Origin of the sequence: Pseudocitrobacter faecalis, assembly GCF_965231525.1 — a bacterium.
GTDB lineage: Bacteria > Pseudomonadota > Gammaproteobacteria > Enterobacterales > Enterobacteriaceae > Pseudocitrobacter > Pseudocitrobacter faecalis.
On sequence record NZ_CBDDNJ010000002.1, the window covers coordinates 3,299,632 to 3,321,305 of the forward strand.

At 51.9% G+C, this 21,674-nt stretch carries 21 protein-coding genes; 6 read left to right on the forward strand and 15 right to left on the reverse strand.

Annotation, left to right across the window (positions count from 1 at the left end):
• Positions 1-198: 198 nt before the first annotated feature.
• Positions 199-1,101, reverse strand: a complete 903-nt coding sequence (mak, locus tag ACOXYR_RS16325; protein WP_421355821.1) for a fructokinase — start codon at positions 1,099-1,101, stop codon at positions 199-201.
• Positions 1,102-1,199: 98 nt separating this feature from the next.
• On the opposite strand from mak, the gene rdgC reads away from it, so the two are divergent.
• Entirely contained in the window at positions 1,200-2,114 is a 915-nt protein-coding gene (gene rdgC / locus ACOXYR_RS16330) for a recombination-associated protein RdgC (protein WP_108474900.1), read from the forward strand.
• Between the two features lie 42 nt (positions 2,115-2,156).
• Here rdgC and ppnP read toward each other — a convergent pair whose 3' ends face one another.
• From ppnP to ACOXYR_RS16355, 5 genes are all read right to left on the reverse strand, one after another.
• Positions 2,157-2,441: a pyrimidine/purine nucleoside phosphorylase gene (gene ppnP / locus ACOXYR_RS16335; protein WP_015965634.1), complete on the reverse strand. Its 285-nt coding sequence runs from the start codon at positions 2,439-2,441 to the stop codon at positions 2,157-2,159.
• Between the two features lie 78 nt (positions 2,442-2,519).
• The gene (locus tag ACOXYR_RS16340; RefSeq protein WP_108474791.1) at positions 2,520-3,197 is read right to left on the reverse strand and encodes an AroM family protein; all 678 of its coding nucleotides are present in this window, start codon (positions 3,195-3,197) and stop codon (positions 2,520-2,522) included.
• Positions 3,198-3,446: 249 nt separating this feature from the next.
• Entirely contained in the window at positions 3,447-3,638 is a 192-nt protein-coding gene (locus ACOXYR_RS16345) for a YaiA family protein (protein WP_108474790.1), read from the reverse strand.
• A 51-nt stretch (positions 3,639-3,689) separates the two neighbouring features.
• Positions 3,690-4,214 carry a shikimate kinase AroL gene (aroL, locus tag ACOXYR_RS16350; protein WP_108474789.1) on the reverse strand — a complete coding sequence of 175 codons (525 nt, stop codon included), beginning with the start codon at positions 4,212-4,214 and terminating at the stop codon, positions 3,690-3,692.
• A gap of 273 nt (positions 4,215-4,487) precedes the next feature.
• Entirely contained in the window at positions 4,488-4,940 is a 453-nt protein-coding gene (locus ACOXYR_RS16355) for a YaiI/YqxD family protein (protein WP_113858762.1), read from the reverse strand.
• A 136-nt stretch (positions 4,941-5,076) separates the two neighbouring features.
• Here ACOXYR_RS16355 and proC point away from each other — a divergent pair, with 136 nt between their 5' ends.
• A complete protein-coding gene (gene proC, locus ACOXYR_RS16360) occupies positions 5,077-5,886 on the forward strand; it encodes a pyrroline-5-carboxylate reductase (RefSeq protein WP_108474787.1) in 810 nt (269 codons plus the stop codon).
• A gap of 247 nt (positions 5,887-6,133) precedes the next feature.
• Here proC and ACOXYR_RS16365 read toward each other — a convergent pair whose 3' ends face one another.
• Both ACOXYR_RS16365 and phoA read right to left on the reverse strand, forming a co-directional pair.
• Positions 6,134-6,451, reverse strand: a complete 318-nt coding sequence (locus ACOXYR_RS16365) for a PsiF family protein (RefSeq protein WP_113858761.1) — start codon at positions 6,449-6,451, stop codon at positions 6,134-6,136.
• A 98-nt stretch (positions 6,452-6,549) separates the two neighbouring features.
• Entirely contained in the window at positions 6,550-7,977 is a 1,428-nt protein-coding gene (gene phoA / locus ACOXYR_RS16370) for an alkaline phosphatase (protein WP_421355820.1), read from the reverse strand.
• Between the two features lie 309 nt (positions 7,978-8,286).
• Here phoA and ACOXYR_RS16375 point away from each other — a divergent pair, with 309 nt between their 5' ends.
• Entirely contained in the window at positions 8,287-9,600 is a 1,314-nt protein-coding gene (locus ACOXYR_RS16375) for an ABC transporter substrate-binding protein (RefSeq protein ID WP_421355855.1), read from the forward strand.
• 58 nt (positions 9,601-9,658) lie between these two features.
• Here ACOXYR_RS16375 and ACOXYR_RS16380 read toward each other — a convergent pair whose 3' ends face one another.
• Positions 9,659-10,855 carry a multidrug efflux MFS transporter gene (locus tag ACOXYR_RS16380; protein WP_113858758.1) on the reverse strand — a complete coding sequence of 399 codons (1,197 nt, stop codon included), beginning with the start codon at positions 10,853-10,855 and terminating at the stop codon, positions 9,659-9,661.
• Between the two features lie 168 nt (positions 10,856-11,023).
• The gene (locus tag ACOXYR_RS16385) at positions 11,024-11,707 is read right to left on the reverse strand and encodes an extensin-like domain-containing protein (protein WP_421355819.1); all 684 of its coding nucleotides are present in this window, start codon (positions 11,705-11,707) and stop codon (positions 11,024-11,026) included.
• 99 nt (positions 11,708-11,806) lie between these two features.
• Here ACOXYR_RS16385 and ddlA point away from each other — a divergent pair, with 99 nt between their 5' ends.
• Entirely contained in the window at positions 11,807-12,901 is a 1,095-nt protein-coding gene (ddlA, locus tag ACOXYR_RS16390; RefSeq protein WP_113858757.1) for a D-alanine--D-alanine ligase, read from the forward strand.
• A gap of 4 nt (positions 12,902-12,905) precedes the next feature.
• Here the strand turns inward: ddlA and ACOXYR_RS16395 are convergent, their stop codons facing one another.
• A complete protein-coding gene (locus ACOXYR_RS16395; protein WP_108474780.1) occupies positions 12,906-13,127 on the reverse strand; it encodes a DUF2754 domain-containing protein in 222 nt (73 codons plus the stop codon).
• Positions 13,128-13,368: 241 nt separating this feature from the next.
• Here ACOXYR_RS16395 and ACOXYR_RS16400 point away from each other — a divergent pair, with 241 nt between their 5' ends.
• The gene (locus tag ACOXYR_RS16400) at positions 13,369-13,671 is read left to right on the forward strand and encodes a DUF2755 family protein (protein WP_108474779.1); all 303 of its coding nucleotides are present in this window, start codon (positions 13,369-13,371) and stop codon (positions 13,669-13,671) included.
• A gap of 2 nt (positions 13,672-13,673) precedes the next feature.
• On the opposite strand, the gene ACOXYR_RS16405 is transcribed toward ACOXYR_RS16400, so the two are convergent.
• Both ACOXYR_RS16405 and sbmA read right to left on the reverse strand, forming a co-directional pair.
• Entirely contained in the window at positions 13,674-14,774 is a 1,101-nt protein-coding gene (locus ACOXYR_RS16405) for a DUF1615 domain-containing protein (protein ID WP_113858755.1), read from the reverse strand.
• 21 nt (positions 14,775-14,795) lie between these two features.
• Positions 14,796-16,016: a peptide antibiotic transporter SbmA gene (sbmA, locus tag ACOXYR_RS16410; protein ID WP_108474777.1), complete on the reverse strand. Its 1,221-nt coding sequence runs from the start codon at positions 16,014-16,016 to the stop codon at positions 14,796-14,798.
• Between the two features lie 433 nt (positions 16,017-16,449).
• On the opposite strand from sbmA, the gene ampH reads away from it, so the two are divergent.
• A complete protein-coding gene (ampH, locus tag ACOXYR_RS16415; RefSeq protein WP_421355818.1) occupies positions 16,450-17,607 on the forward strand; it encodes a D-alanyl-D-alanine-carboxypeptidase/endopeptidase AmpH in 1,158 nt (385 codons plus the stop codon).
• On the opposite strand, the gene ACOXYR_RS16420 is transcribed toward ampH, so the two are convergent.
• Together ACOXYR_RS16420 and ACOXYR_RS16425 are read right to left on the reverse strand one after the other, a co-directional pair.
• Positions 17,604-18,230, reverse strand: a complete 627-nt coding sequence (locus tag ACOXYR_RS16420; protein ID WP_108474775.1) for a helix-turn-helix domain-containing protein — start codon at positions 18,228-18,230, stop codon at positions 17,604-17,606. The genes ampH and ACOXYR_RS16420 overlap by 4 nt on opposite strands.
• Positions 18,231-18,330: 100 nt before the next feature.
• Positions 18,331-21,216 carry an autotransporter outer membrane beta-barrel domain-containing protein gene (locus tag ACOXYR_RS16425; RefSeq protein ID WP_421355817.1) on the reverse strand — a complete coding sequence of 962 codons (2,886 nt, stop codon included), beginning with the start codon at positions 21,214-21,216 and terminating at the stop codon, positions 18,331-18,333.
• Positions 21,217-21,674 lie beyond the last annotated feature (458 nt).

A 21,674-nucleotide genomic window follows, 5' to 3' on the forward strand; every position in this document is an offset into this window, starting at 1 on the left:
CCTGGCACGGTCGGTCCCCTCTCCCTCGAGGGAGAGGGTTAGGGTGAGGGGGAAATGTGTGCACCGATGCCCTCACCCCGGCCCTCTCCCACAGGGAGAGGGAGAAAACCGCACCCACTTAAACCCTGGCACCATCGGTTCCCTCTCCCTCGAGGGAGAGGGTTAGGGTGAGGGGGAAATGCGCGCACAATTCTCCCCCTACAACGGCCACAACCACGCCGCGCCGCGCACGCCGCTGGAATCACCGTGCACCGCTTTACGAATCGGCGTTTCACATTCACCGCCAAACACCCATGGTTTCACTAATTCCGGCACCGTTTTGTACAAACGGTCAACGTTGCTCATCCCGCCACCCAGCACAATCACATCCGGATCGAGAATATTCACCACGTTCGCCAGCGATTTCGCCAGGCGCTGCTCATAACGACTAAACGCCTGTTCCGCCAGCGCATCGCCCTCTTCAACAAGCTGCATGATCTCGCGTCCTTTCAGCGCTTTTCCACTCAGCCGATGATAATCGGTCGCAAAGCCGGTACCGGAAATAAAGGTCTCAATACAGCCCTGCTTTCCGCAATAGCACGGCACTTCAGCGCGATAGCGCAGCTCGTCGTCGTCCATCCACGGTAGCGAATTATGCCCCCACTCGCCCGCCGTGCCGTTACCGCCAATGTGCGAGCGCCCGTTAATCGCCACGCCTGCGCCGCAGCCGGTACCAATAATCACCGCAAACACCGTTTGTGCCCCCGCCGCCGCGCCGTCAATCGCTTCGGACACCGCCAGGCAGTTAGCATCGTTGGCCAGGCGCACTTCCCGGCTCAGACGCTCGCTGAGATCATTATCAAACGGCTGCCCGTTCAGCCACGTGGAGTTCGCGTTTTTCACCACCCCGGTGTAGGGCGAAATCGAGCCGGGAATACCTATCCCCACCGTGCCGATTTGCCTGGTCGCCTCTTCCGCCATTTCCACCAAATGAGCAATGTTTTCAATCGTTTCCCGATAGTCACGCGGCGTGGGTAAGCGATGCCTGAACAGCTGCTCTCCCTTGTCGCTTAGCGCAATAACTTCCGTTTTTGTACCGCCCAGATCAATCCCAATACGCACAGAACGCTCCTTCTGAAATTCCCCGATTAACAATGCAAGCATAGAGACAATTCGTTATCATGCCCGCTGAATTTAACGATAAAGCCGTGGGAAATATCATGCTGTGGTTCAAAAATTTAATGGTTTATCGTCTCAGCCGCGACATTTCTTTGCGCGCCGAAGAGATGGAAAAACAGCTCGCTGAATGGACTTTCACCCCGTGCGGAAGCCAGGACATGGCGAAAACCGGTTGGGTTCCGCCGATGGGATCGTCGCAAAGCGATGCGTTGACCCACACGGCCAACGGCCAGATTATTATTTGCGCCCGTAAAGAAGAGAAGATCCTGCCGTCTCCGGTGGTGAAACAGGCGCTGGAAGCGAAGATCCACAAGCTGGAAGCCGATCAGGGCCGTAAGCTGAAAAAAACCGAGAAAGATTCGCTGAAAGACGAAGTGCTGCACTCTCTGCTGCCTCGCGCCTTTAGCCGTTTTAGCCAGACGATGATGTGGATCGACACCGTGAACGGTCTGATTATGGTCGACTGCGCCAGCGCGAAAAAAGCGGAAGACACCCTCGCCCTGCTGCGTAAAAGCCTGGGTTCACTGCCGGTTGTCCCGCTGACGATGGAAAACCCGATCGAACTGACGCTGACCGAATGGGTGCGTTCCGGCTCGGCGGCGCAAAGCTTCCAGATCCTCGACGAAGCTGAACTGAAAGCGATCCTCGAAGATGGCGGCGTGATCCGCGCGAAGAAACAGGATCTGGTCTGCGATGAGATCGCGGTACATATCGAAGCCGGTAAGCTGGTGACCAAGCTGGCACTCGACTGGCAGCAACGTATTCAGTTCGTGATGTGCGACGACGGTTCAATTAAACGTTTGAAGTTCAGCGATGAACTGCGTGATCAGAACGAAGATATCGACAGAGAAGACTACGCCGCACGTTTTGACGCTGACTTTATTCTGATGACCGGGGAACTGGCTGCTCTGATTAAGAGCCTGGTGGAAGGGTTAGGCGGGGAAGCACAGCGTTAAGGCTTCATATCTCCTTCCTGCCGCAGCAGGAAGGAGACACACTTACAGATAACGACAAAGGTAAGACGTCGGTTCCGCCACTTCCAGATGGAACTCGCTGTTGCCGGGCACGTTGAACACTTCACCAGCTGTATACACTTGCCACTCGGTTGCACCAGGTAGCAACACATTCAGCGCACCACTGACTACCGTCATCTCTTCCGGCTGCGCGGTGCCGAAGGTGTACTCGCCTTCCGCCATCACGCCGACGCTCGCGCGCCCGGTGCTGCTGCTGGTAAAACCAATGGATTTCACTTTTCCGTCGAAGTATTCATTGCTTTGAAGCATAAACAGGCCCTTATTGTCTTGTGTTTAATGACTCAATATAGGGTTGCGAACAGAAGCCTGTCACGCGAAATCAGAGTGTTAAACCAATAATTCTGCCGCCAGCCTGGCGACCAGCACATTTGACAGTAAAACAGGGACATCCAGCGCTTTTTGTAACAAATCACGGTGATGCTGATGGAAGCCTAAACAGTCAAGCACCAATACATCTGCGCCCTGCTCGATAAGTTTTCCCCCGGCGGTCACCAGTTCAAGATCGGTGCCGTGAATCGGGTTTGCCAGTTCGTAGTAGGGTTCAGAGGGCAGAATCTGCCACTTCTCCTGTTGCGCGCGAAGGATCTCCTTAATGGGAACAATCACGCCAACCTGATGACCTTCTACAATGGACGCCACTAACGGTGGAATAATCCGCTGAGGCTCGATGAGCATCGCGTTGCGCGCAACAAGATGCTCCAGCTTAAACGTATTCATCAGTAAAATGACGTCATACTGCTGATTATCCAGTACCTCAATAATGGCTTGCAGGTCACGCTCAATCTTCGAACGTGAGACTTCCACCAGTTGATTATCGTTAAGCAACGCCAGGATAGTCTCCTCTCCCGGTTGCGCCCCATACTCCTTCATAACCTCCTCACGACTCAGATTCCCTAACAAACTCTTATGGGTAATCTGATCTTCCCTGATGTGCTCAGTGAGTAGTGGCAATACTTCTTTGACGGGTACAACCCCTACCGTCAGAATCGCCAACGTCGTATTCATGTTATGTACCTTCTTTACAACCACTGCCTGCACACGGCTCTTTTAACCACTTAGCCACCTGGATGGATGAAAAAACACCGTTCAGAAGCGTAGCAGTTCATTTATCAGGCGGAATGTAAAGGTTCCGGACGATTCCGGCACGCTCCTGATATAACTTAACTTTAACCTTTTAATAACAGTTGCGATAAGTAAAAAGTGTGATTAAGGCCCGAAATAACCACTTTATTACCAGGGCCTTATTGAGAGGAATTAGCTTTTGGAAGGATCTTCATAGCGCTGCTTGGCATCAAGCGCGTCCTGCATCGTCGTGTGTTCACTGATCAGTGTATTCGGTTCGGGGTGATCGGCCCGCAACTGATACCAGGTGACGGTTTTATCCGTTGCACCTTTTTCTACCGTTTCGATTCGCGCTTCACGTGGATAGGGGGGCTTGGTCGGCATTGCTCTTCCTTATGTTGACTGTCAGAACATTAAGTATAGGCAATGCCAGAATCAGGAGGCGCGCGCCAGGCGCAGTTCGGTCAGAATTTGCTCAACCACGTCATCCGGGCAGGCTGAGGCATCGACAATGTGATGGGCCGTCTGGCGATAAAGCGCATCGCGTTGCGCCAGAATATCTGCCACTTCTTCGCTAATGGGTTTGCCTGTTAATGTTGGACGCTGGGACGCTTCCGGGAATGCTTCAAGGCGGCCCGCCAGGACGGAGACTGGCGCATTAAGGTATATGACCACGCCGTTTTTACGCATGAAATCACGATTCACTTCCGCCAGCACAATCCCCCCGCCGGTGGCCACGACCGTACCCGGTTGGGTGACGGATTGCAGCGTTTGCGTCTCGCGGGCACGAAATCCCGCCCAGCCTTCGCGCACCACAATATCGGCGACCGTCATGCCGGCCCGCTGTTGCAGCACCTGATCGGTATCCACAAAATGAAAATCACAGGCATGGGTAAGCCGTTGACCTATAGTTGTTTTTCCACAACCACGCGCGCCAATCAAAAAAATAGGCTGAGTCATGACCTGGCGTTCTCCCTGGAACGGTGAAGATGCGGGACGCATATCTGAATTAAGAATGATATCACCAAACTAGTACACAAGTAAGTGTAAATGTAGAGTTACAGCACTATCCAGGCTTTGCCAAACTGGCGCAAATGAGCCTGAAAACAGCACGCACAAAGGCGTAAAGAAAAAGTGTCACTTATTGTTTAGATAAATGTACACGAAAGCAGGCTTCGTTGACAAGCCAGCAGACGATGCAAACGGTAACACATTTTTGTGACGAAATTCACGTTAAGGATGTTTTGCCGTCAGCAGCCATTTATCGAGTTCCGCGGCAAACTGCTGCCTGTCGCGCTGGCTTAATGTGCCCGGCCCGCCGGTTTGCACGCCGCTTGCCCGCAGGGTGTCCATGAAATCACGCATGGTTAAACGCTCGCGAATCGTCGCATTGCTGTAACGCTCACCGCGTGGATTTAACGCTGCCGCGCCCTTCTCCAGCACTTCAGCCGCCAGCGGAATATCAGCCGTGATCACCAGGTCGCCCGGCTCACATAAACGCACAATTTCGTTATCCGCGACGTCAAAACCTTTTGGCACAACCATCGCCCGAATAAAGCGTGAGGGAGGCACGCGCAGATACTGATTCGCCACCAGCGTCACCTGCGTTTGGGTACGCTCCGCCGCACGAAACAGCACCTCTTTGATAACGTTCGGACAGGCGTCCGCATCAACCCAAATTGTCATGACCTCTCCTGACTTTGCAAAACGGTACGCAATGATGACACGCCCGTCGCGTGCTGTCGCGTAATGTTCGGGTTACTCGTCGCGACAAATCGCCTATAAAGGTACACTAATAAAAAAACACACAATGGGAGACATCATGGACAAGAAGATTGGCTTCATCGGCTGCGGGAATATGGGTAAAGCAATTCTTGGCGGCCTGATTGCCAGCGGTCAGGTGCTGCCGGGCCAGATTTGGGTCTATACCCCATCGCCGGATAAAGTGGCCGCCCTGCACGATCAGTTCGGTATTAACGCAGCTGAAAGCGCACAGGAAGTCGCCCAGGTGGCGGACATCGTCTTCGGTGCCGTGAAGCCAGGCATCATGATCAAAGTACTGAGCGAAGTCGCATCCAGTTTTAATAAAGATTCTTTGGTGGTCTCAATTGCCGCGGGCATCACCCTGGATCAACTGGCTCGCGCGCTCGGCCACGATCGGAAAATCGTCCGCGCGATGCCCAACACACCGTCGCTGGTCAATGCAGGCATGACCTCCGTTACGCCAAATGCGCTGGTTACGCCGGAAGATACCGCCGATGTACTGAACATTTTCCGCTGTTTTGGCGAAGCCGAGATTATCGCCGAACAGATGATTCATCCGGTCGTTGGCGTCAGCGGTTCCGCACCGGCGTATGTGTTCATGTTTATCGAAGCGATGGCTGATGCGGCCGTTGTGGGGGGGATGCCGCGCGCGCAGGCCTATAAATTTGCCGCACAGGCGGTAATGGGTTCCGCGAAAATGGTGCTGGAAACGGGTAAACATCCGGGTGAGCTAAAAGATATGGTCTGCTCGCCGGGCGGCACGACTATCGAAGCCGTTCGCGTACTGGAAGAGAAAGGATTCCGTTCAGCCGTCATCGAAGCCATGGCAGCCTGCATGGATAAATCAGAGAAAATGAGTAAAGCCTGATTCTCTAAATAAAAATGCCCGGCTAAAAACGGCCGGGCGTTTCAGATTGCTGCCAACGTGCGCTTTGTTCTTGCCGAATGCGGCGCAAACGCCTTATCCGGCCTACAAAACATTGCGAATGCAATATTTAGCAGACACCTTGTAGGCCTGATAAGCGTAGCGCATCAGGCAATGTTGCGTTTCTCATCAGTCACAAACGCCCGGTAAAATCCTACCGGGCGTTTTTCTTGCCATAAAAGAGATTGCGTTAAGCGGATTTTTTCAGGCAGGCGCTCATAAATTTCTTACGGTCGTCGCCTTTTAATGACTGCTCGGTCGCTTTTGCATTACATTCGCGCATTTTCTGCTGCTGAGGCGTTACACCTTTCTCTTTCGCCGCATCCTGCCCTTTCAGGCACGCGCTCATGTAAGTTTTGCGCTCATCACCTTTGATTGTTTTCGCCGTGGCCTGCGCATTACAGTCACGCATGCGCTGCTGCTGCGGCGTTAATGTTTGATCTGCCGCACCTGCGGTAGAAACACAGCAGAGACCAAAAACAAAAGCACCCAGTATTGCGAGTTTCATTGCACTATCCTTATATAAGACAATCCTAATAATTCTGAACGCTGGCGGAAATAAAACAAGCCGACGGCGCTATTTAGCCGTCGGAAATAGTGGAAATATTACAGACCAAGCGCGGACTTCATGGTGTAGTAAAGATCGGTCTGGTCGGTCAGGCCAACGACATTCGCCGCATGGGGGCCGTACGCGGCAATGCGCACCTGCGTGCCGGTGTGCTCCATCGATTCTTCTTCCGAGTTACCGTAGCTCATTACCATAACCGCGCCGTCTTTGGTATTCAGCGCCTGGGTCAGGCCCGGCGCTTTGGTCTCCGGCGCGACAATCTGGCTGGCGTGCGCGTGGTCAGCGGTGACGATGACCAGCGTGTTTCCGTCTTTCTGTGCGAACGCCAGCGCTTTTTGTACGGCCTCGTCCAGATCGACCGTTTCACCAATTTGTCCACACGGATTCGCCGCGTGATCCTGTTTGTCGATCGACGCGCCTTCCACCTGCAAGAAGAAGCCTTTTTCGTTGCTACTCAGCAGCGTAATGGCCTTTTCGGTCATCTGCGCTAGCGTCGGCACGCTGTCGTTGCGTTTCGGGTTTGGCGTGCAGGTTACGGCGGGTTTATCAATGTTACCGTGATAGGATGCTTTCGGCCCTTCCCAGCGCACCGGCATGTTGCCGTCAGAGAACAGTCCCAGCAGGGGTTTATCCTGATTCGCCACGGTGATACTCGCCAGTCCACTGGCATCGCTTATCAGCTGGTAGCCGCGCGCCTGCGCCTGCTCGCGTAGGGTTTTGCCTTGCCATTCGCCCGCGGTGGCGGTTTCAGCAAAGGTTTTTGCACCGCCGCCTAACGTGACGTCTGCACGCGCGTTCAGCAGTTGCTCGGTAATGGAGCCTTTCCCGCCTTTTTCCAGCGCGTTCGTCGGGCATTTTTCCGTGGTCACACTTGGGCCATAGCATTTACGTGACGTCACGTGAGAAATCTGTGCCGCGGGGGTCGCATCCTGCAATTCGGCGGTTGAAACATTGCCCGTTGCCAGGCCCGCAGATTTTGCCAGCTCAAGCAGCGTTTGATGCGGCTGCTCATGAATATCCACGCCCAACGCGCCGTTATAGGTTTTCACACCGGTGCTCCATGCGGTGGCGGAGGCAGCGGAATCAGTGACGTAATCCGGTTTGCCGGTTTTTTTATCCAGCGCGTAGTGGGTGTACTGTCCGGTCAGTGGTAGCGCATCGATACCTTTAAAGAAACCGCCCGCGCCCAGCGCGTAGTTGCGCGCAGCGGTAATTTCGGAATCCCCCATACCATCGCCAATCAACAAAATTATGTTTTTCGCCGGTTTATCAATGATCGACGCGCGCAGCGCCGCCGACTGGTCACCGCTCAAACGGCGCGCGCCACCGGGGGCAGTAATGTCACCCTGCGCTGCACGGCTATCAAGCGCGGGTGCGGCAGTGGTTTCTGCGTGAATAATCGGGGTTGCCAGCAGAGGTAATAACGCGACAAAGAGTGCGCTGTATTTCATTATTCTCATCTCCATGAAAACGCTAAATAAATAAAATCGAAGCGACTGTATAAAAGTGAGATGACAGTGAGATGACACTATTTTTACATTTTTATCATGGTTGTCATTCCCTGCTGCACAAGGGAAAAACGTGAGCGGTCATAAAAAATGAAAGATATTCTGGTGATGAGAAAAATATTTTGTGCCGTTTATCCTGTCATCAAAACGTAATCCCTCTTTCAGCTCACATTTTTCGGAAATAGTTTTACTACTGTCACATTTTCTCTGGTTTTTTACCCACTTGCCGCCGCCCGGTATCGCACCGCAATATAGAAACAATGTTTTATTTCGACACAGAACAGGAGTTCCACTATGCGATACCGTACCAGAGCACTGAGTCTGGCTATTTTATTTTCACTTTCACACTTCGCCTCAGCGGAAGAACTTCACGTGTGGATTCGTGCCAGCAATGATTCCAAAGTCATTTATCAAAAACTGGCAAATACTTTTGAAAAACAGACCGGCATTTCCATTAAATATTTCAATGCGGTGACCGATTTTGACCAGCGTCTGGCACGCGCCGCTACCGGAAATGCATTACCGGATGTCGTATTTAATGACGCTATTATTGTTGGGCAGATGGTGCAATTGGGGATTGTTGATGAAATTGATCCGACAAAACTGAAACACGGCGCGGATGTTTATGAGGCAGCCTGGAAATCAACACAACTGCCCGACGGCAAATATTATGGCGTTCCCACCTCAGCACATACTTATGCTCTGTTTATCCGCCAGGACTGGCTGAATAAACTCGGTATGAAAGCCCCAACCACCTGGGATGAACTAAAAAAAGTCGCGCACGCGTTTACCTTCGATGACCCGGATGGCAATGGCAAAAACGACACCTATGGCTTTGTGATGCCGCTCGCCACTACGCGCGGTTACGCCAGTTCGTTCTCCTCTTCTTATCTCTGGCAGGCAGGCGGCAACTATCTGGTCGCGACGCAACCCGGCAAATTTAAGGGCGCGCTCGATAGCAAAGAGGCCGTCACAGCAATGACCTTTATGCGCAGCATGGTTTGTGAAGGTGTATCGCAACCGGGCGCAATCAATCAGACCACCGCCGACGCGAACACCTCTTATCGCTCAGGTCAAAGTGGAATGTACTCCTCTGGCCCGTATCACATCGCCCTGTTTGATAAAGATCCGGGTAAAGCGGCCTACACGGTAGTGCCACCGCCAGCCGGGCCGGGAGGCACAACTTCAATGGCGGAAGGTACCACCGCATTCCTGATGAAAACCAGCCAGCACAAAGCGGCCGCGATGAAGTTTCTCGAATTTATGATTTCACCTGAAGGGCAGGAAATTGGCATGGCGGTACACAGTAGCTCAATGCCTGTCGTCAGGTTACCGGTGAACAAAAAGCTGGCAATCGCTGATTATCATCCCGATCCTAAATGGGCAGTCTTCGCGCAAACTTACGCGAAAGATGGGCGCTATATGCCGCAAATTCCGAACTGGATCCCGGTGCGCCAGATAACGGCAGATGGATTTAATAAAATTTACGCCGACTGTAATAGCGATATTCCGGGATTACTGGAGGAGATTAACAACAAGGTTAATGCGGAGCTGAAGCGTCAAAATGTGTGGGCTGAGTAGTTCGACCTATTCCCCCTCTCCCCGAAGGGGCGAGGGGGCAGTACAAGTTCGGAATTGACTACCGCGCGGTTTTACTGCGCCGCAGCATCACCATCAGTTGCCAGATATTAATCAGCACGATAATCGCCGTGGCCACAAACACCCAGCGAAAACCCGCCATCGCAGAGACAGACGCCCCGATGAGCGGCCCGGCAACGTTGCCTAAATACATAAACGATTGGTTGTAGCCGAAAATTCGCCCGGTTACGCGCTCGCTGATGTACTTGAGGAGCAGCGTCTGCACCGCAGGCAGCATCGCGCCATCGGCAAAGCCGAGCAAAAAGCGTAGCACGCCAAGCTGGAATGGCGTGGTCACAAACGACATGGCGAAAAACAGCACCACCGCAAAGCACAATGTCGCCAGCAGAATGCGCGCGGTGCCGATGCGATCGCCCAGCTTGCCAAGCCGTGGCGCGGAGATCAGCGCCGATACGCCCGGTACCGCGGCGATCATCCCGCTCAGGAACGCGATATTATTACTGTCCGGTGCCATCGATTTAATAAACAAGGCCAGAATCGGGCCAATCGATCCGTTACACAGTTGGATCACCATGGTGGTGACAAACAGACTTATCACCAGCCCCGGATACGGCAGCGAAGCGAATACCGCTTTGCCACTCAGGCGCTCTGCTTTGCTGCTCTGAGGGCGCACACCCTCTTTGATTAAAAACAGAGTGACCAGGAAACTTATCATCAGCAAAAACGCGGTGATGTAAAAGACCATCCGCAGACCCATATGATCCGCCAGGAAACCACCGAGCAACGGCCCGCCAATGACCCCGCTAATCTGCGCGGTAGAGAGCGTACTCAGCGCCCAGCCGCTCCGCTCGCGTGGCACCTGTGAAGCCACCAGAGCCATCGCGTTGGGGATATATCCCGACGTCAGCCCCATCACGCCGCGCAGAATAAACAGCTGCCAGACGTTGGTGGCAAAGGCTTGCAGCAAAATGGCGATCGCCATACCCAATGACGCGCGCAGTAGCATCAATTTGCGCCCTTTACGATCCGCCAGGCTCCCCCACATGGGCGAGACAATCGCCGAAACCAGAAAAGTGATACTGAACGTCAACCCTGACCACATTGAGAGCGATTCATGAGACGTGACGCCCAGTTGCGCCACGTAGAGCGGCAAAAAGGGCAGAATTTGACTGATGGCGAGGCCGGTAAAGAAGCAGCCAAACCAGACAGAGATGAGATTAACCTTCCAGGATTCCATAACGACGCGTTTTCGTTCACTTATGCGGACAAGTGCACAGGGTAGCAAGTTGTATGGCAGTCGGTATTGTCAGAGATGCGCTCGCGGTGAGTTTAGGATTTTATCATTGATTTGCTATTTTCTGTGAACGATCTCACGTTTTAATTCCCACCAAAAAGAGAGTTATGCTTAGCGGCAAAGCCCGTAGCCGCGCATACCGAGATGAAAATGATTGGCGTGCGCGGCGTTATAGTTTGGCCCAAGCCCATTTCCATAATACTGGCAGCTTGAGGCCAAAAGCGTTTGCAGGAACGGTTGGGTTTGCGGCTGATTCCAGCCCTTCAGCACGCTAACCTGTTTGCCGTTTTCCAGATGGAACGCGCTGATATCCAACGCATTTGCCGTGGCATGTTCGCTCAGCGGGCCGTCGGCGCGATGATAAATATTGCGACAGGCAAAACTCCCCAGATGATCAATGCGCGTCACTTCGCTGTTTAACATTTTCCGGGAAAGGGGCTTAACCTGCTGTTCCACATATAACGCGCTGCTCAGTGCCAGGCGGCAACTGGCGAGAAAGCGATTGCTTAGCTTCACCGTGCCAAAATCACGCACCTGTACCACATCCGTGAGCGGGCAGGCGCCACCGCTCGGTGCCATTCGTTGTGTGCTGATAAGTTTTTGCTGATTTGCCTCGTCCAGCAGCGTCTGACACTGCGCATCCGTAATCGCTTTCAGCTTCCAGCGCGTGACCAGCCCCGGCGGATCGTTAAGCATTAACGGCGTAAATGGATTGTACCAGGATGGCAGCATCTGATAGCCCCCATAGCCAAGAGCGATAAGCCCCGCAAATACCAGCCAGCGCGTGATTTTCATCGGCTCTCCTGCCTGCAATAAAGTTAAAGATTATGGCAGATAGCCCGGAAATCACGTGGTATGTTATGTGCTTTGCGTTTGGAACGGATGGAATTAAAGATGGCGAAGTTGCGGGTTGGGATTGTTTTCGGCGGGAAATCAGCAGAGCACGAAGTGTCGCTGCAATCGGCTAAGAATATCGTTGAAGCCATTGATAAAACACGCTTTGATGTGGTACTGCTCGGCATTGATAAGCAGGGGCAGTGGCACATAAACGATGCGCAAAACTATTTGCTGAATGCGCAGGACCCGGCAAAAATCGCCCTTCGCCACTCTGATGTGACGCTGGCGCAAATTCCAGGGAAAACCTCGCAGCAGTTGATTAACGCCGAGAGCGGTCAGCCACTGGGCGCCATTGACGTCATTTTCCCGATTGTTCACGGCACGCTCGGCGAAGATGGCTCCCTGCAGGGTATGCTGCGGGTGGCGAATCTGCCGTTTGTGGGTTCCGATGTGCTGAGTTCTGCCGCCTGCATGGACAAAGACGTCACCAAGCGACTGCTGCGCGACGCCGGGCTGGCTATCGCGCCGTTTATTACCCTGACGCGCAGCAACCGTAACCGTATTTCGTTTGCGGAAGTAGAAGCGAAACTGGGCCTGCCGCTGTTTGTAAAACCTGCCAACCAGGGCTCTTCCGTCGGCGTCAGCAAGGTCAACAGCGAAGCGCAATATCAACAGGCCGTGGCGCTGGCCTTTGAGTTTGACCACAAAGTGGTGGTTGAACAGGGCATTAAAGGCCGGGAGATCGAATGCGCCGTGCTGGGCAATGATGAACCGCAGGCCAGCACCTGCGGCGAAATTGTACTGAACAGCGAGTTCTACGCTTACGACACTAAATATATTGATGATAACGGCGCGAAAGTGGTCGTTCCGGCGGCGATTCCGGCCAATATCAACGATAAAATTCGCGATGTTGCCGTGCAGGCGTATCAGACGCTGGGTTGCAGCGGCATGGCACGCGTCGATGTGTTCCTGACAGCCGAAAATGAAGTCGTCATTAACGAAATTAATACGCTGCCAGGTTTCACCAACATCAGCATGTATCCAAAACTGTGGCAGGCGAGCGGGCTGGATTACACCTCGCTGATTACGCGTTTGATTGAGCTGGCACTGGAACGCCATCAGGCCGACAGCGCCCTTAAAACCTCGATGTAAGGGGCTAGTTAGCCCCCTCTTGTGCGCCGTCGTCCTCCGGGCGGCGGCGAATAATTAACCCCGCCAGCCAGAAGCTAATCACCCACGTGACCATCCCAACCGCGTAGGTCTGCCAGCCTTTCGCTTCAAAACCCAGCAAGCCAACCACGCCGTTAAGAATAAAAATCAGACCGATAGCGAACGCATAGTAGTGCCAGTCACGGCGAATTTTAGCAGGTAAATTCATAACGGCTCCGGAGATAAAAAAAGCATTTTCACATATCCCTCGCCGCGTATCTGTGGTGTAAACAGCAATTACTGAATGTTAGTAAAATGTTTACATTCTTAATTTGTGATCGTGACACAACTCCGCGCAATCCAGGACGAATCCTTAACCGAAATTACCATAATTCTTATACTGCACATTGAGGAAGGCTGTCACACTCATGCCAGTATCACGGTCATGTAATGAAGTCCGGGAGGTCTTTATGACAGATTTCGCCTTGTCAAAGCTCATCCTTAATGGGAAAAAAAGCGCCTCTTCCGCGCCGGGTAACGTCGCCTACGTGGTGTTTGTCCTGCTCTGCTTTTGGGCCGGCGCGCAATTGCTCAACCTGCTGGTGCACGCGCCTGGCGTTTATGAGCATTTGATGCAAATGCAGGATACGGGTCGCCCGCGTGTAGAAATGGGGCTTGCTGTCGGTACCCTGTTTGGTCTGGTGCCGTTTCTGGGCGGTTGTGCGATTTTAGGCTTCGTGGCGTTAGTGATGCGCTGGCGTCGCCAGCGCTAATATCAGTTCGCCATACACTTCGCCCGACGGTCGTCGACGCGTTTCGCAAACCACGCCGTGGTGAGATTTCGCGTGATCTTCGGGCTTTCCAGTTGAATACCTGGCAGCATCTCTTTCACCAGCGTTTTGCCGGTTTTCTGCTGCGCTATTTTATACACGCCTTTATAAAGCTCGGTTTCTTCAAACGCCAGGCTGTCGCCCTTTTTCAACTGGCGATGGATTTCATCATTACTCATCGACAGTTTGTCAGCAAGCTTACGTACCGCAAGCTCGGTTTTCCCCGCCTCATCGCTGTCATAGCGGATTAAATCACCATCCAGCGCCAGCTTAACCCCGGTTGCTTTACTAACCGCATACTGGAATGCGGCGTTACGGCTGGCGTACCAACCCGCGTTGAAGTCTGCAAATCGGTAAATAGAGGCAGTGTAATTGGCTGGATAGTTCAGCAAATGATACGTGCCGAACCATAACCCACCGCGCAGACTGAAGACTTCCTGACGTACGGTGCCGTCCATTTTCCACGGATAACCACGCGTATGTGCCTCGGCAAAAGCAATGCTCACCTGCATTGGCCCCCCCGTATGTACCGGGTTCAGCGAGCCAAACAGCGTCTGCCCCATAGGCACCATATTGATAAAGTCGTCAAAAATCGCGCTCAGCTGTTTTTCTGTTTTCACGTTGTCCAGCCGCTCGCTGTAACTTTTACCGTTTGGTGAGGTGATTTTCAGGGCGGTATGTACGAGAAACAGCGGCACATGCATACGCTCGGCGCGACGGTCAATTTCCTGCCAGGCGATTTTACTTAGCCCTGGTACGGCGGGATCTGCCTGATAGTTCGATTCCTGCTGTGCCACCGCCAGCACCGAACAGATGTTCTCTTTTGTCGGTGCCAGCTTTTGGCTTTCGAAGGTTTTTGCCAGCGCCTGCGCCCAGGCATCTCTGTCCTTCACGCTGGCCGGTATTTTTTGCCGCACCACCGACGCCACATCAACGGGCTTCTCCCCCTTCTTCAGCGTCGGTGTCTGTTGGCTGGTACACGCGCTTAATATCAGCCCCGCCAGCAACGTTAACGGGAGTGAGACATAACGTGATACTGGCGTCATCGTGCGGCTTCCTTGTAGAAATTAACTGAATGTGTGGGTCACTTCCTGGAGATCTTTGTCATCCAACTGGTGCTCGAAACTGCGCAGACGTTTGTAGATAGACATCAATTCCACCAGCGTCGTCCAGGAGCTAATCAGATACTGGAACGAGCCGCGCACCTGACCGAATACGTTGAGGATCTGCTGCATCAGGCCCAGCGTGATTGCACCAGCGGCAATCGATGGGAACAACAGGAATAAACCGAAAACGTTATCGACCTGAAGATACAGGATACGGGCAATGTTGAAATACATATAGTGGAAATAGAGACGAAAATAGTTACGGCGCACGGCGCTGAACAGTTGACGCACGGTTGGCGGCGTAGCGCGGGTTTCATCATCTTCCCCATAGACCAGCTCTTTACGATACGCCGCTTCCACACGTTGGTTTTTAAACTCCAGCCCAGGCAGTTTGATACCGACAATCGCCAGCAGCCCGGTGCCCATCAGCGACCAGATGATCGCGGCAATCACCAGACCATATGGAATACTGCCAAGAATTGGCAGCGACGGCACGTGGGCCGAGAGCGTAACCAGCACCGGCAGGAAGGCAATCAGCGTCATGATGGCGTTGATAAAGCTGGTACCCATATCTTCAAGCGTGGAGGCAAAGCGCATGGTGTCTTCCTGCACACGCTGCGCGGCACCTTCGATATGACGCAGGTGATCCCAGTGCGCCATATAGTGTTCGTTCATTGCGGTACGCCAGCGGAAGACGTAGTGACTGACAAAGAAGTTATTAAGCACCCCGACGGTGACGGCAATCAGGGCAATGCCAAGGAAAATACCAACTTCCTGATAGAGCTGGTTAATGGAGACTTTATTTGGCGAGGTCAGCGCCTGTTGGATGAGATCCCAGAACGGGGCATACCAGGCGTTGACCGCCACGCCCACTTCCACCAAAAACCAGGTGACGAAAATAATCAGCGCGGTACCCAGTACCGACCAGTACTGCCAGCGATGTGGGCTGCGCACAAACCAGTAAAGCGCGAAGAGCCCGACACAAACCGCGTAGAAAGCATAGAACACCAGATAGTTCAGCGACCAGAAGCGGGCTGCGCTAATCGGCACATCCTTCGACGCATGAACCAGGTTCAGCAGCCAGCTTCCTCCACCCGCTTGCCAGAAAATGACGGCAATCAACGCCCAAATAAAGGCCGAGAGAAAAAAAGGCCCCGGCTTGGGGAAAAAAGACTTAAACATAATGCTCTCCTGCTAACTTCTTATGGTTCTGGCGTTTGCTGTGTACAACACAAGTCCTGTCGCAGCATGTGCTGCAACCAAAGGGATACCACGTAAAAACGAGAGATAACCGCACAATGAGACCGATAAACAGGCGCTTAGTTCGCCGGTGAAAGGTGCAAAATCGCCTTAACGATATTTCAGTTGTAACGAGGTTTCCATAACGGTTTGACTCAATTTTTAACCGTATTCAGCGACACGGATGGAATATTCATCTTATCTATCATACGCGACGGATCACAAAAGTGTGTCTTCAATACAAAGTTTCATATCTACGGTTACTCACCGTTACGTTTTTCCCGCTATGATAGCGTTTAATGGCGCTTTCTCAGGTGCCGATTCACGGTGTATATAAGTAAGCACTGTTCTCCCCTTTCATTTATGGATGCCTTCGTTGAAACGTAGTCTGCTTTTTTCTGCCGCGCTCTGCGTGGCGTCATTGACATCGGTCCAGGCGGCTCAGTCCATCGCCGACCCCGTTTTCGCTTCTGACATTGTCGACCGCTATGCTAACCATATCTTTTACGGCAGCGGCGCCACGGGGATGGCTCTGGTGGTTATCGATGGAAACCAGCGCGTCTTCCGCAGCTTTGGTGAAACCCGCCCGGGCAACAACGTGCATCCTCAGTTAGATTCTGTGATTCGTATCGCGTCGCTGACCAAGCTGATGACCAGCGAGATGCTGGTGAAGCTGCTCGACCAGGGCGTGGTGAAGCTTGACGATCCGTTAAGCAAGTACGCCCCACCTGGCGCGCATGTGCCGACCTACCAGGGCTCGCCAATTCGCCTGGTCAACCTCGCCACGCACACCAGCGGTCTACCGCGTGAGCAGCCGGGCGGCGCGGCGCATCGCCCGGTGTTTGTCTGGCCGACTCAGTCGCAACGCTGGTCTTATCTGAATAATGCAACGCTGAAAGCGGCACCGGGTAAACAGGCCAGCTATTCGAATCTGGCCTTCGACCTGCTAGCCGATGCACTGGGCAATGCCGCCGGTAAGCCTTATTCACAGCTGTTTGAAGAGCAAATCAGCCGCCCATTGGGCATGAAAGATACGACCTTTACGCCGTCGCCGGATCAGTGCCGTCGTTTGATGGTTGCCGAGAAAGGTGCCAGCCCGTGCAACAACACGCTGGCTGCAGTCGGCAGCGGCGGAGTGTATTCCACACCTGGTGATATGATGCGCTGGATGCAACAGTATTTGTCTTCTGATTTCTATCATCGCAGTAATCAGGCAGATCGGATGCAGACGTTGATTTATCAGCGTAATCAGCTTACACGGGTTGTAGGTATGGATGTGCCCGGTAAGGCGGATGCGTTAGGTCTGGGATGGGTCTATATGTCGCCCAAAAACGGTCGCCCCGGAATTATTCAGAAAACGGGCGGCGGCGGTGGATTTATTACCTACATGGCAATGATCCCGCAGGAAAACGTGGGCGCTTTTGTCGTCGTCACCCGTTCTCCGCTTACCCGATTCGTCAATATGAGCGACGGTATCAATAATCTGGTGACGGAACTTAGCGGTAATCAGCCACTGCCCGTTCCTGGTTCTTAATAGTCGTAGGGCAAACGCGTGATGCTGACGAGTTTGCCCTTTTCCATCTGGATATAATTTCCCTTACGCAGAGCGGAGAGCACTTCGGCAATGACCGAGCGCGAGATATTCGTTCTGTGCTGGATAAACCTCATCACGCCCACCCTTGCGCGCAAATTATCATTCCACTTCGCCATCACCAGCAACGTACTGCGGATCTGTTGATAATTGCTGGAGCCAATCAACTGCGCGTCACGTATTTCCAGCATACGATGTTGCCAGGTCACCCAATAGAGCGCTTCGCGCCAAAGCTGATAGCGCGTCAGACAATGTAGCGTATCCTGCACGGGCAGATAATAGCCGCGACAATCGCTTTCGGTCGTAATGGTGTAGTCCTGCTGGATCTTCATAATGGCACCGACAAGGCCAAAAATCGCCGGGCTTTGCGACATGCCAAACATGATATTGCCCGGATTGCGGTTAATAGAAACCGAGCCTTGTGAGATAACGAGGGTATAGTCTTCTGTCTTTTTGTCTTCCGGCAAGATAATGGTGCCAGCCGGTAAATCAAAATGGATACCGCGAGGAGATAAGTGCTTATCAAGAGTAACAAATTCGCTCAGTGGTTTACTCAATGCAGGCATTTTCTACCATCCATGTAAAAATGCCCGCCATTGCAATGACGGGCATGAGTAACGTTTCAGTTAAACAGGGAAGTTGCCTTCCCCGTCTACCGGAGAGCCATTACCAGGTGTATTTAACACCAGCGTTTGCGCCCCAATCCTGATCAACATCGCCGCCGCCGAGGTAGTTAACACCGGTGTAAGCGCTGAAGTTTTTGGTGAAGCTGAACTGGCTGCCCACGCCTACGCGTACTGCGGAACCTTCAACACCGTTGTCAATGTTGTCGCCGTTGACGTTGGTATCGTTGTTAGCATCGTCATACACATAAGCCAGTTTGAAGTAAGGCGTCAGAGCCTGGTCACCGTAGTTGAAGGTGTAACCAGCATCAACGCCCAGTTCATAACGCAGGCTGTCGTAGTCCTGGCTACCTACATCCATACCGTTGCTCAGGCTGTAGCTATCGCCAGACTGGAACAGGCCAGAAATCGCACCGTACGGCGTTACGTAACCCGCGTCGTTGATTTTCCAGTCGTAGCCCAGTTTCAAGCCAAAGCCCCATGCATCGGCAGTGGTGTCGCCATCCACGTATTCGCCATTGCTCATGGTTGCGCTCAGGTCGTTGTTGAAGCGGCTGTAGCTTAAGTTGCCATCAACAAAGATGTTGTTCGCGAAGCGTGCAGAAGAGTAGACATAGGCAGACTGGCTGTCTTGATCCACCTGACCAGTGCGGTCATTCATGTCGCCTTTGGCGAATGCAGCTGCAGCACCAACGATCCATTTCGCGTTGTTACCGTCGATTTTGCTATCAACACCGACCATGATGCCGTTGACATCCTGGTCATAGTTGATGGTGCCGTTGTCGCCGTTGAAGTTGCCACCGAAGTAGCTCACCCACGCGCCGCCATTGTCTTCAAAGCCATGACGAGAGGTGTTCAGGCGATTGTTCAGGGTATCCTGCTGCATGTTCCACACGTTGGTGTTTGCAGACGGGATGCTCAGCGCCATGTTCGCGTAATCGGTCAGCTCCATCTGTTGCAGAACAACCGTGTTGCCTTTCTGCTGTGCCTGATAGGTGTATGCACCCAGGTCAGCTTTGTTGGCAGCAGAGAAGGTAGCGTTGGTTTTGGTGTCATCGATATAGATGAGCTGCTTGCCTTTGTAATCAGCAACCGCACCAGCGCCAGTTGAGTTGTCGATACGAACTTTGTAGTTACCGGTAGCAGCTACAACGTTATCAACAGAGCTGTTGTCAACTTCGTCGCCGTTGTTAATGTCGTTGTTGCCATTAACAGTCAGGTGACCATCAGAGTTCATCGCAATAACACCATAGCCGTAGTTAGCTTTGCTGGTGTCGTTGGTACGATCGTTGACGAGGTCTGCATTCAGGATGTAGTCATTGCTATGAATGTCGAACACACCTGCGTAAACGTTGCCGTGGTTATCTTTAACGTTGCCGCTGGTCAGTTCCAGGGTATCAGTTGCAAATACGCTGGAGATGTCATTCATGTTGGTGTTGACATCCAGCACACCACCGTTAGTAACGGTAATGGTGTTGGCATACAGCGGTGCTGATGTCCAGGCTGAAGCAGTATCTTCACCGAAGTTAACGGTTGAGAAGGTATCAATGGTCAGGTGATCGGTGTTAACTTCACCGTTGACTTCCATTGAAGAACCACCGTTAAGGGTAATGGTGTCAGAAGTCAGGGAAGAATCTGCGCTCACGTTAACCTGAGAACCGCTGTTGATAGCCAGGGTATCAATCAGAGATTCTTTAGTGGTTTCCCAATCTGAACCGTTGTTCAGAACAACGTCGAATACGCCGCTCTGGAATGCATTAGCGTTATCAACACGGTTCCAGCCATCTTCAGAGTAAGAAGCGTACGGGTTCAGGCTGTTTGGCGCAACGTCATAGAATGCTTCGTCGGCAACAACAACGTCATAATCGATATTCGCTGAACCAACCCATTTGGTGTTGTTCAGGGTCAGTTTCAGATGATCAACGTTCTGATCGTCAGTCGCCCAACCGCCGTGTGTGTAAACAGAGGTAGAGTTGTCAACCAGGTGACCTGTCGCATCAAAGTTTGCGTTCCAGGTACTGTCAAATACAACATCGCCCAGTAACTGGGAATTGTTGAAAGTAACGTTGTTGACCATACGATAATCAGAAGTTGCATCATCAATAAAGGCTAATGCAACATCATCAGCAGCAGATGCGCCATTGCCGTAGTCACTTGGTTCAACAGAGTTGCCGAAATGACCACGATCTGATTGCTCGTCTTCGGTTAATGAACCAGAAGTTACAGTAGAGTTATTAACAACGATGTTGTTGTCCCACTGATGGCCTTCAGTGTTATAAGTTTCATTACCCAAGTCGTTCTGAACCAGAGTAATGCCTGCAACATGGGAGTTGTTGCTGATATTGATGTTACTTTCAACATCCAGAGTAACAGCAGTGCCAAGACCGGCGGTTACCAGGCGATCATAATCAGTCTTAGACGTTTTACCGTCTGCATCCAGATAAGTATCGGTGAAGTAGAAGGCGTCAAAATCATCGTCAATCGTAGAATTAGCGATGTTCAGAGTGAAGATGTCACCATCAACCCAGTCGTGGCCAGTATAATCGCTACCGTTGGTCCAGACATAGTCGCCGTAACCGATCTGGTAGGATGTAACCATACCATGAACATTTGAATTGGTAATGTTCAGGGTATTGCCAGTATCTGTACCGTAGTCATGGTTCAGATAATAGGTAGAAATTACACCATTCACAGTGTCGCCGCTGAAAGTGGTATCAAAATAACCATCAGCTGCGTGGTCATATACATAACCACCGTAGGTCAGATAGTCATGATCATTTTTAGTGCTGTCACCCCAATTGTAGAGGGTGGCTGCGTCATCATGATACCCAAAAGTATCATAAGTAGTAGCATTTGCCTGAGAGGCGATTGCCAAAGTGCAAGCCAATGCTAATTGTGATACTACAAGTTTCTTTTTCCAGGAGTGCATTTGTCATCCCTCCTCAGGGACGTATATTCGTTGGTCCATCAATTAACAATGCAATAAAGAGATTGTTGCCTCACGATTATGCGATGCACGAAGTAAAAGGTTCAATTAATCTTTACTTAATGTCTGTATCCGGACAACTTAAATAAATAATAAAGGTGCAGCGCAGGAAAAATTAACCCCAATAATTTCAATACATAACACCACTCTCCAGCCTAAAGCCCCCTCATTTCTCATCAAAGAAAAAAACAAAATTATTCACCACCAAAATTTGAAAAAACAATTCATTAAAACTATAAAAAAACAAAAACACTCAACACCATCAAAAATAAAATTAGTATCTATGAATACCATTAAAACCAAATAAAACCTTATATATAAAAAACACGTAAAAATATCATCATTCATCATTTGAAATAATTTAAGATATTCCTGAAATTTGCTGCGCTACCCACCCCCTG

Coding starts and splice junctions, on each gene's coding strand:
- rdgC (WP_108474900.1), top strand. CDS start 1,200: ATGCTGTGGTTCAAAAATTTAATGGTTTATCGTCTCAGCCGCGACATT.
- ppnP (WP_015965634.1), bottom strand. CDS start 2,441: ATGCTTCAAAGCAATGAATACTTCGACGGAAAAGTGAAATCCATTGGT.
- ACOXYR_RS16340 (WP_108474791.1), bottom strand. CDS start 3,197: ATGAATACGACGTTGGCGATTCTGACGGTAGGGGTTGTACCCGTCAAA.
- ACOXYR_RS16345 (WP_108474790.1), bottom strand. CDS start 3,638: ATGCCGACCAAGCCCCCCTATCCACGTGAAGCGCGAATCGAAACGGTA.
- aroL (WP_108474789.1), bottom strand. CDS start 4,214: ATGACTCAGCCTATTTTTTTGATTGGCGCGCGTGGTTGTGGAAAAACA.
- ACOXYR_RS16355 (WP_113858762.1), bottom strand. CDS start 4,940: ATGACAATTTGGGTTGATGCGGACGCCTGTCCGAACGTTATCAAAGAG.
- proC (WP_108474787.1), top strand. CDS start 5,077: ATGGACAAGAAGATTGGCTTCATCGGCTGCGGGAATATGGGTAAAGCA.
- ACOXYR_RS16365 (WP_113858761.1), bottom strand. CDS start 6,451: ATGAAACTCGCAATACTGGGTGCTTTTGTTTTTGGTCTCTGCTGTGTT.
- phoA (WP_421355820.1), bottom strand. CDS start 7,977: ATGGAGATGAGAATAATGAAATACAGCGCACTCTTTGTCGCGTTATTA.
- ACOXYR_RS16380 (WP_113858758.1), bottom strand. CDS start 10,855: ATGGAATCCTGGAAGGTTAATCTCATCTCTGTCTGGTTTGGCTGCTTC.
- ACOXYR_RS16385 (WP_421355819.1), bottom strand. CDS start 11,707: ATGAAAATCACGCGCTGGCTGGTATTTGCGGGGCTTATCGCTCTTGGC.
- ddlA (WP_113858757.1), top strand. CDS start 11,807: ATGGCGAAGTTGCGGGTTGGGATTGTTTTCGGCGGGAAATCAGCAGAG.
- ACOXYR_RS16395 (WP_108474780.1), bottom strand. CDS start 13,127: ATGAATTTACCTGCTAAAATTCGCCGTGACTGGCACTACTATGCGTTC.
- ACOXYR_RS16400 (WP_108474779.1), top strand. CDS start 13,369: ATGACAGATTTCGCCTTGTCAAAGCTCATCCTTAATGGGAAAAAAAGC.
- ACOXYR_RS16405 (WP_113858755.1), bottom strand. CDS start 14,774: ATGACGCCAGTATCACGTTATGTCTCACTCCCGTTAACGTTGCTGGCG.
- sbmA (WP_108474777.1), bottom strand. CDS start 16,016: ATGTTTAAGTCTTTTTTCCCCAAGCCGGGGCCTTTTTTTCTCTCGGCC.
- ACOXYR_RS16420 (WP_108474775.1), bottom strand. CDS start 18,230: ATGCCTGCATTGAGTAAACCACTGAGCGAATTTGTTACTCTTGATAAG.
- ACOXYR_RS16425 (WP_421355817.1), bottom strand. CDS start 21,216: ATGCACTCCTGGAAAAAGAAACTTGTAGTATCACAATTAGCATTGGCT.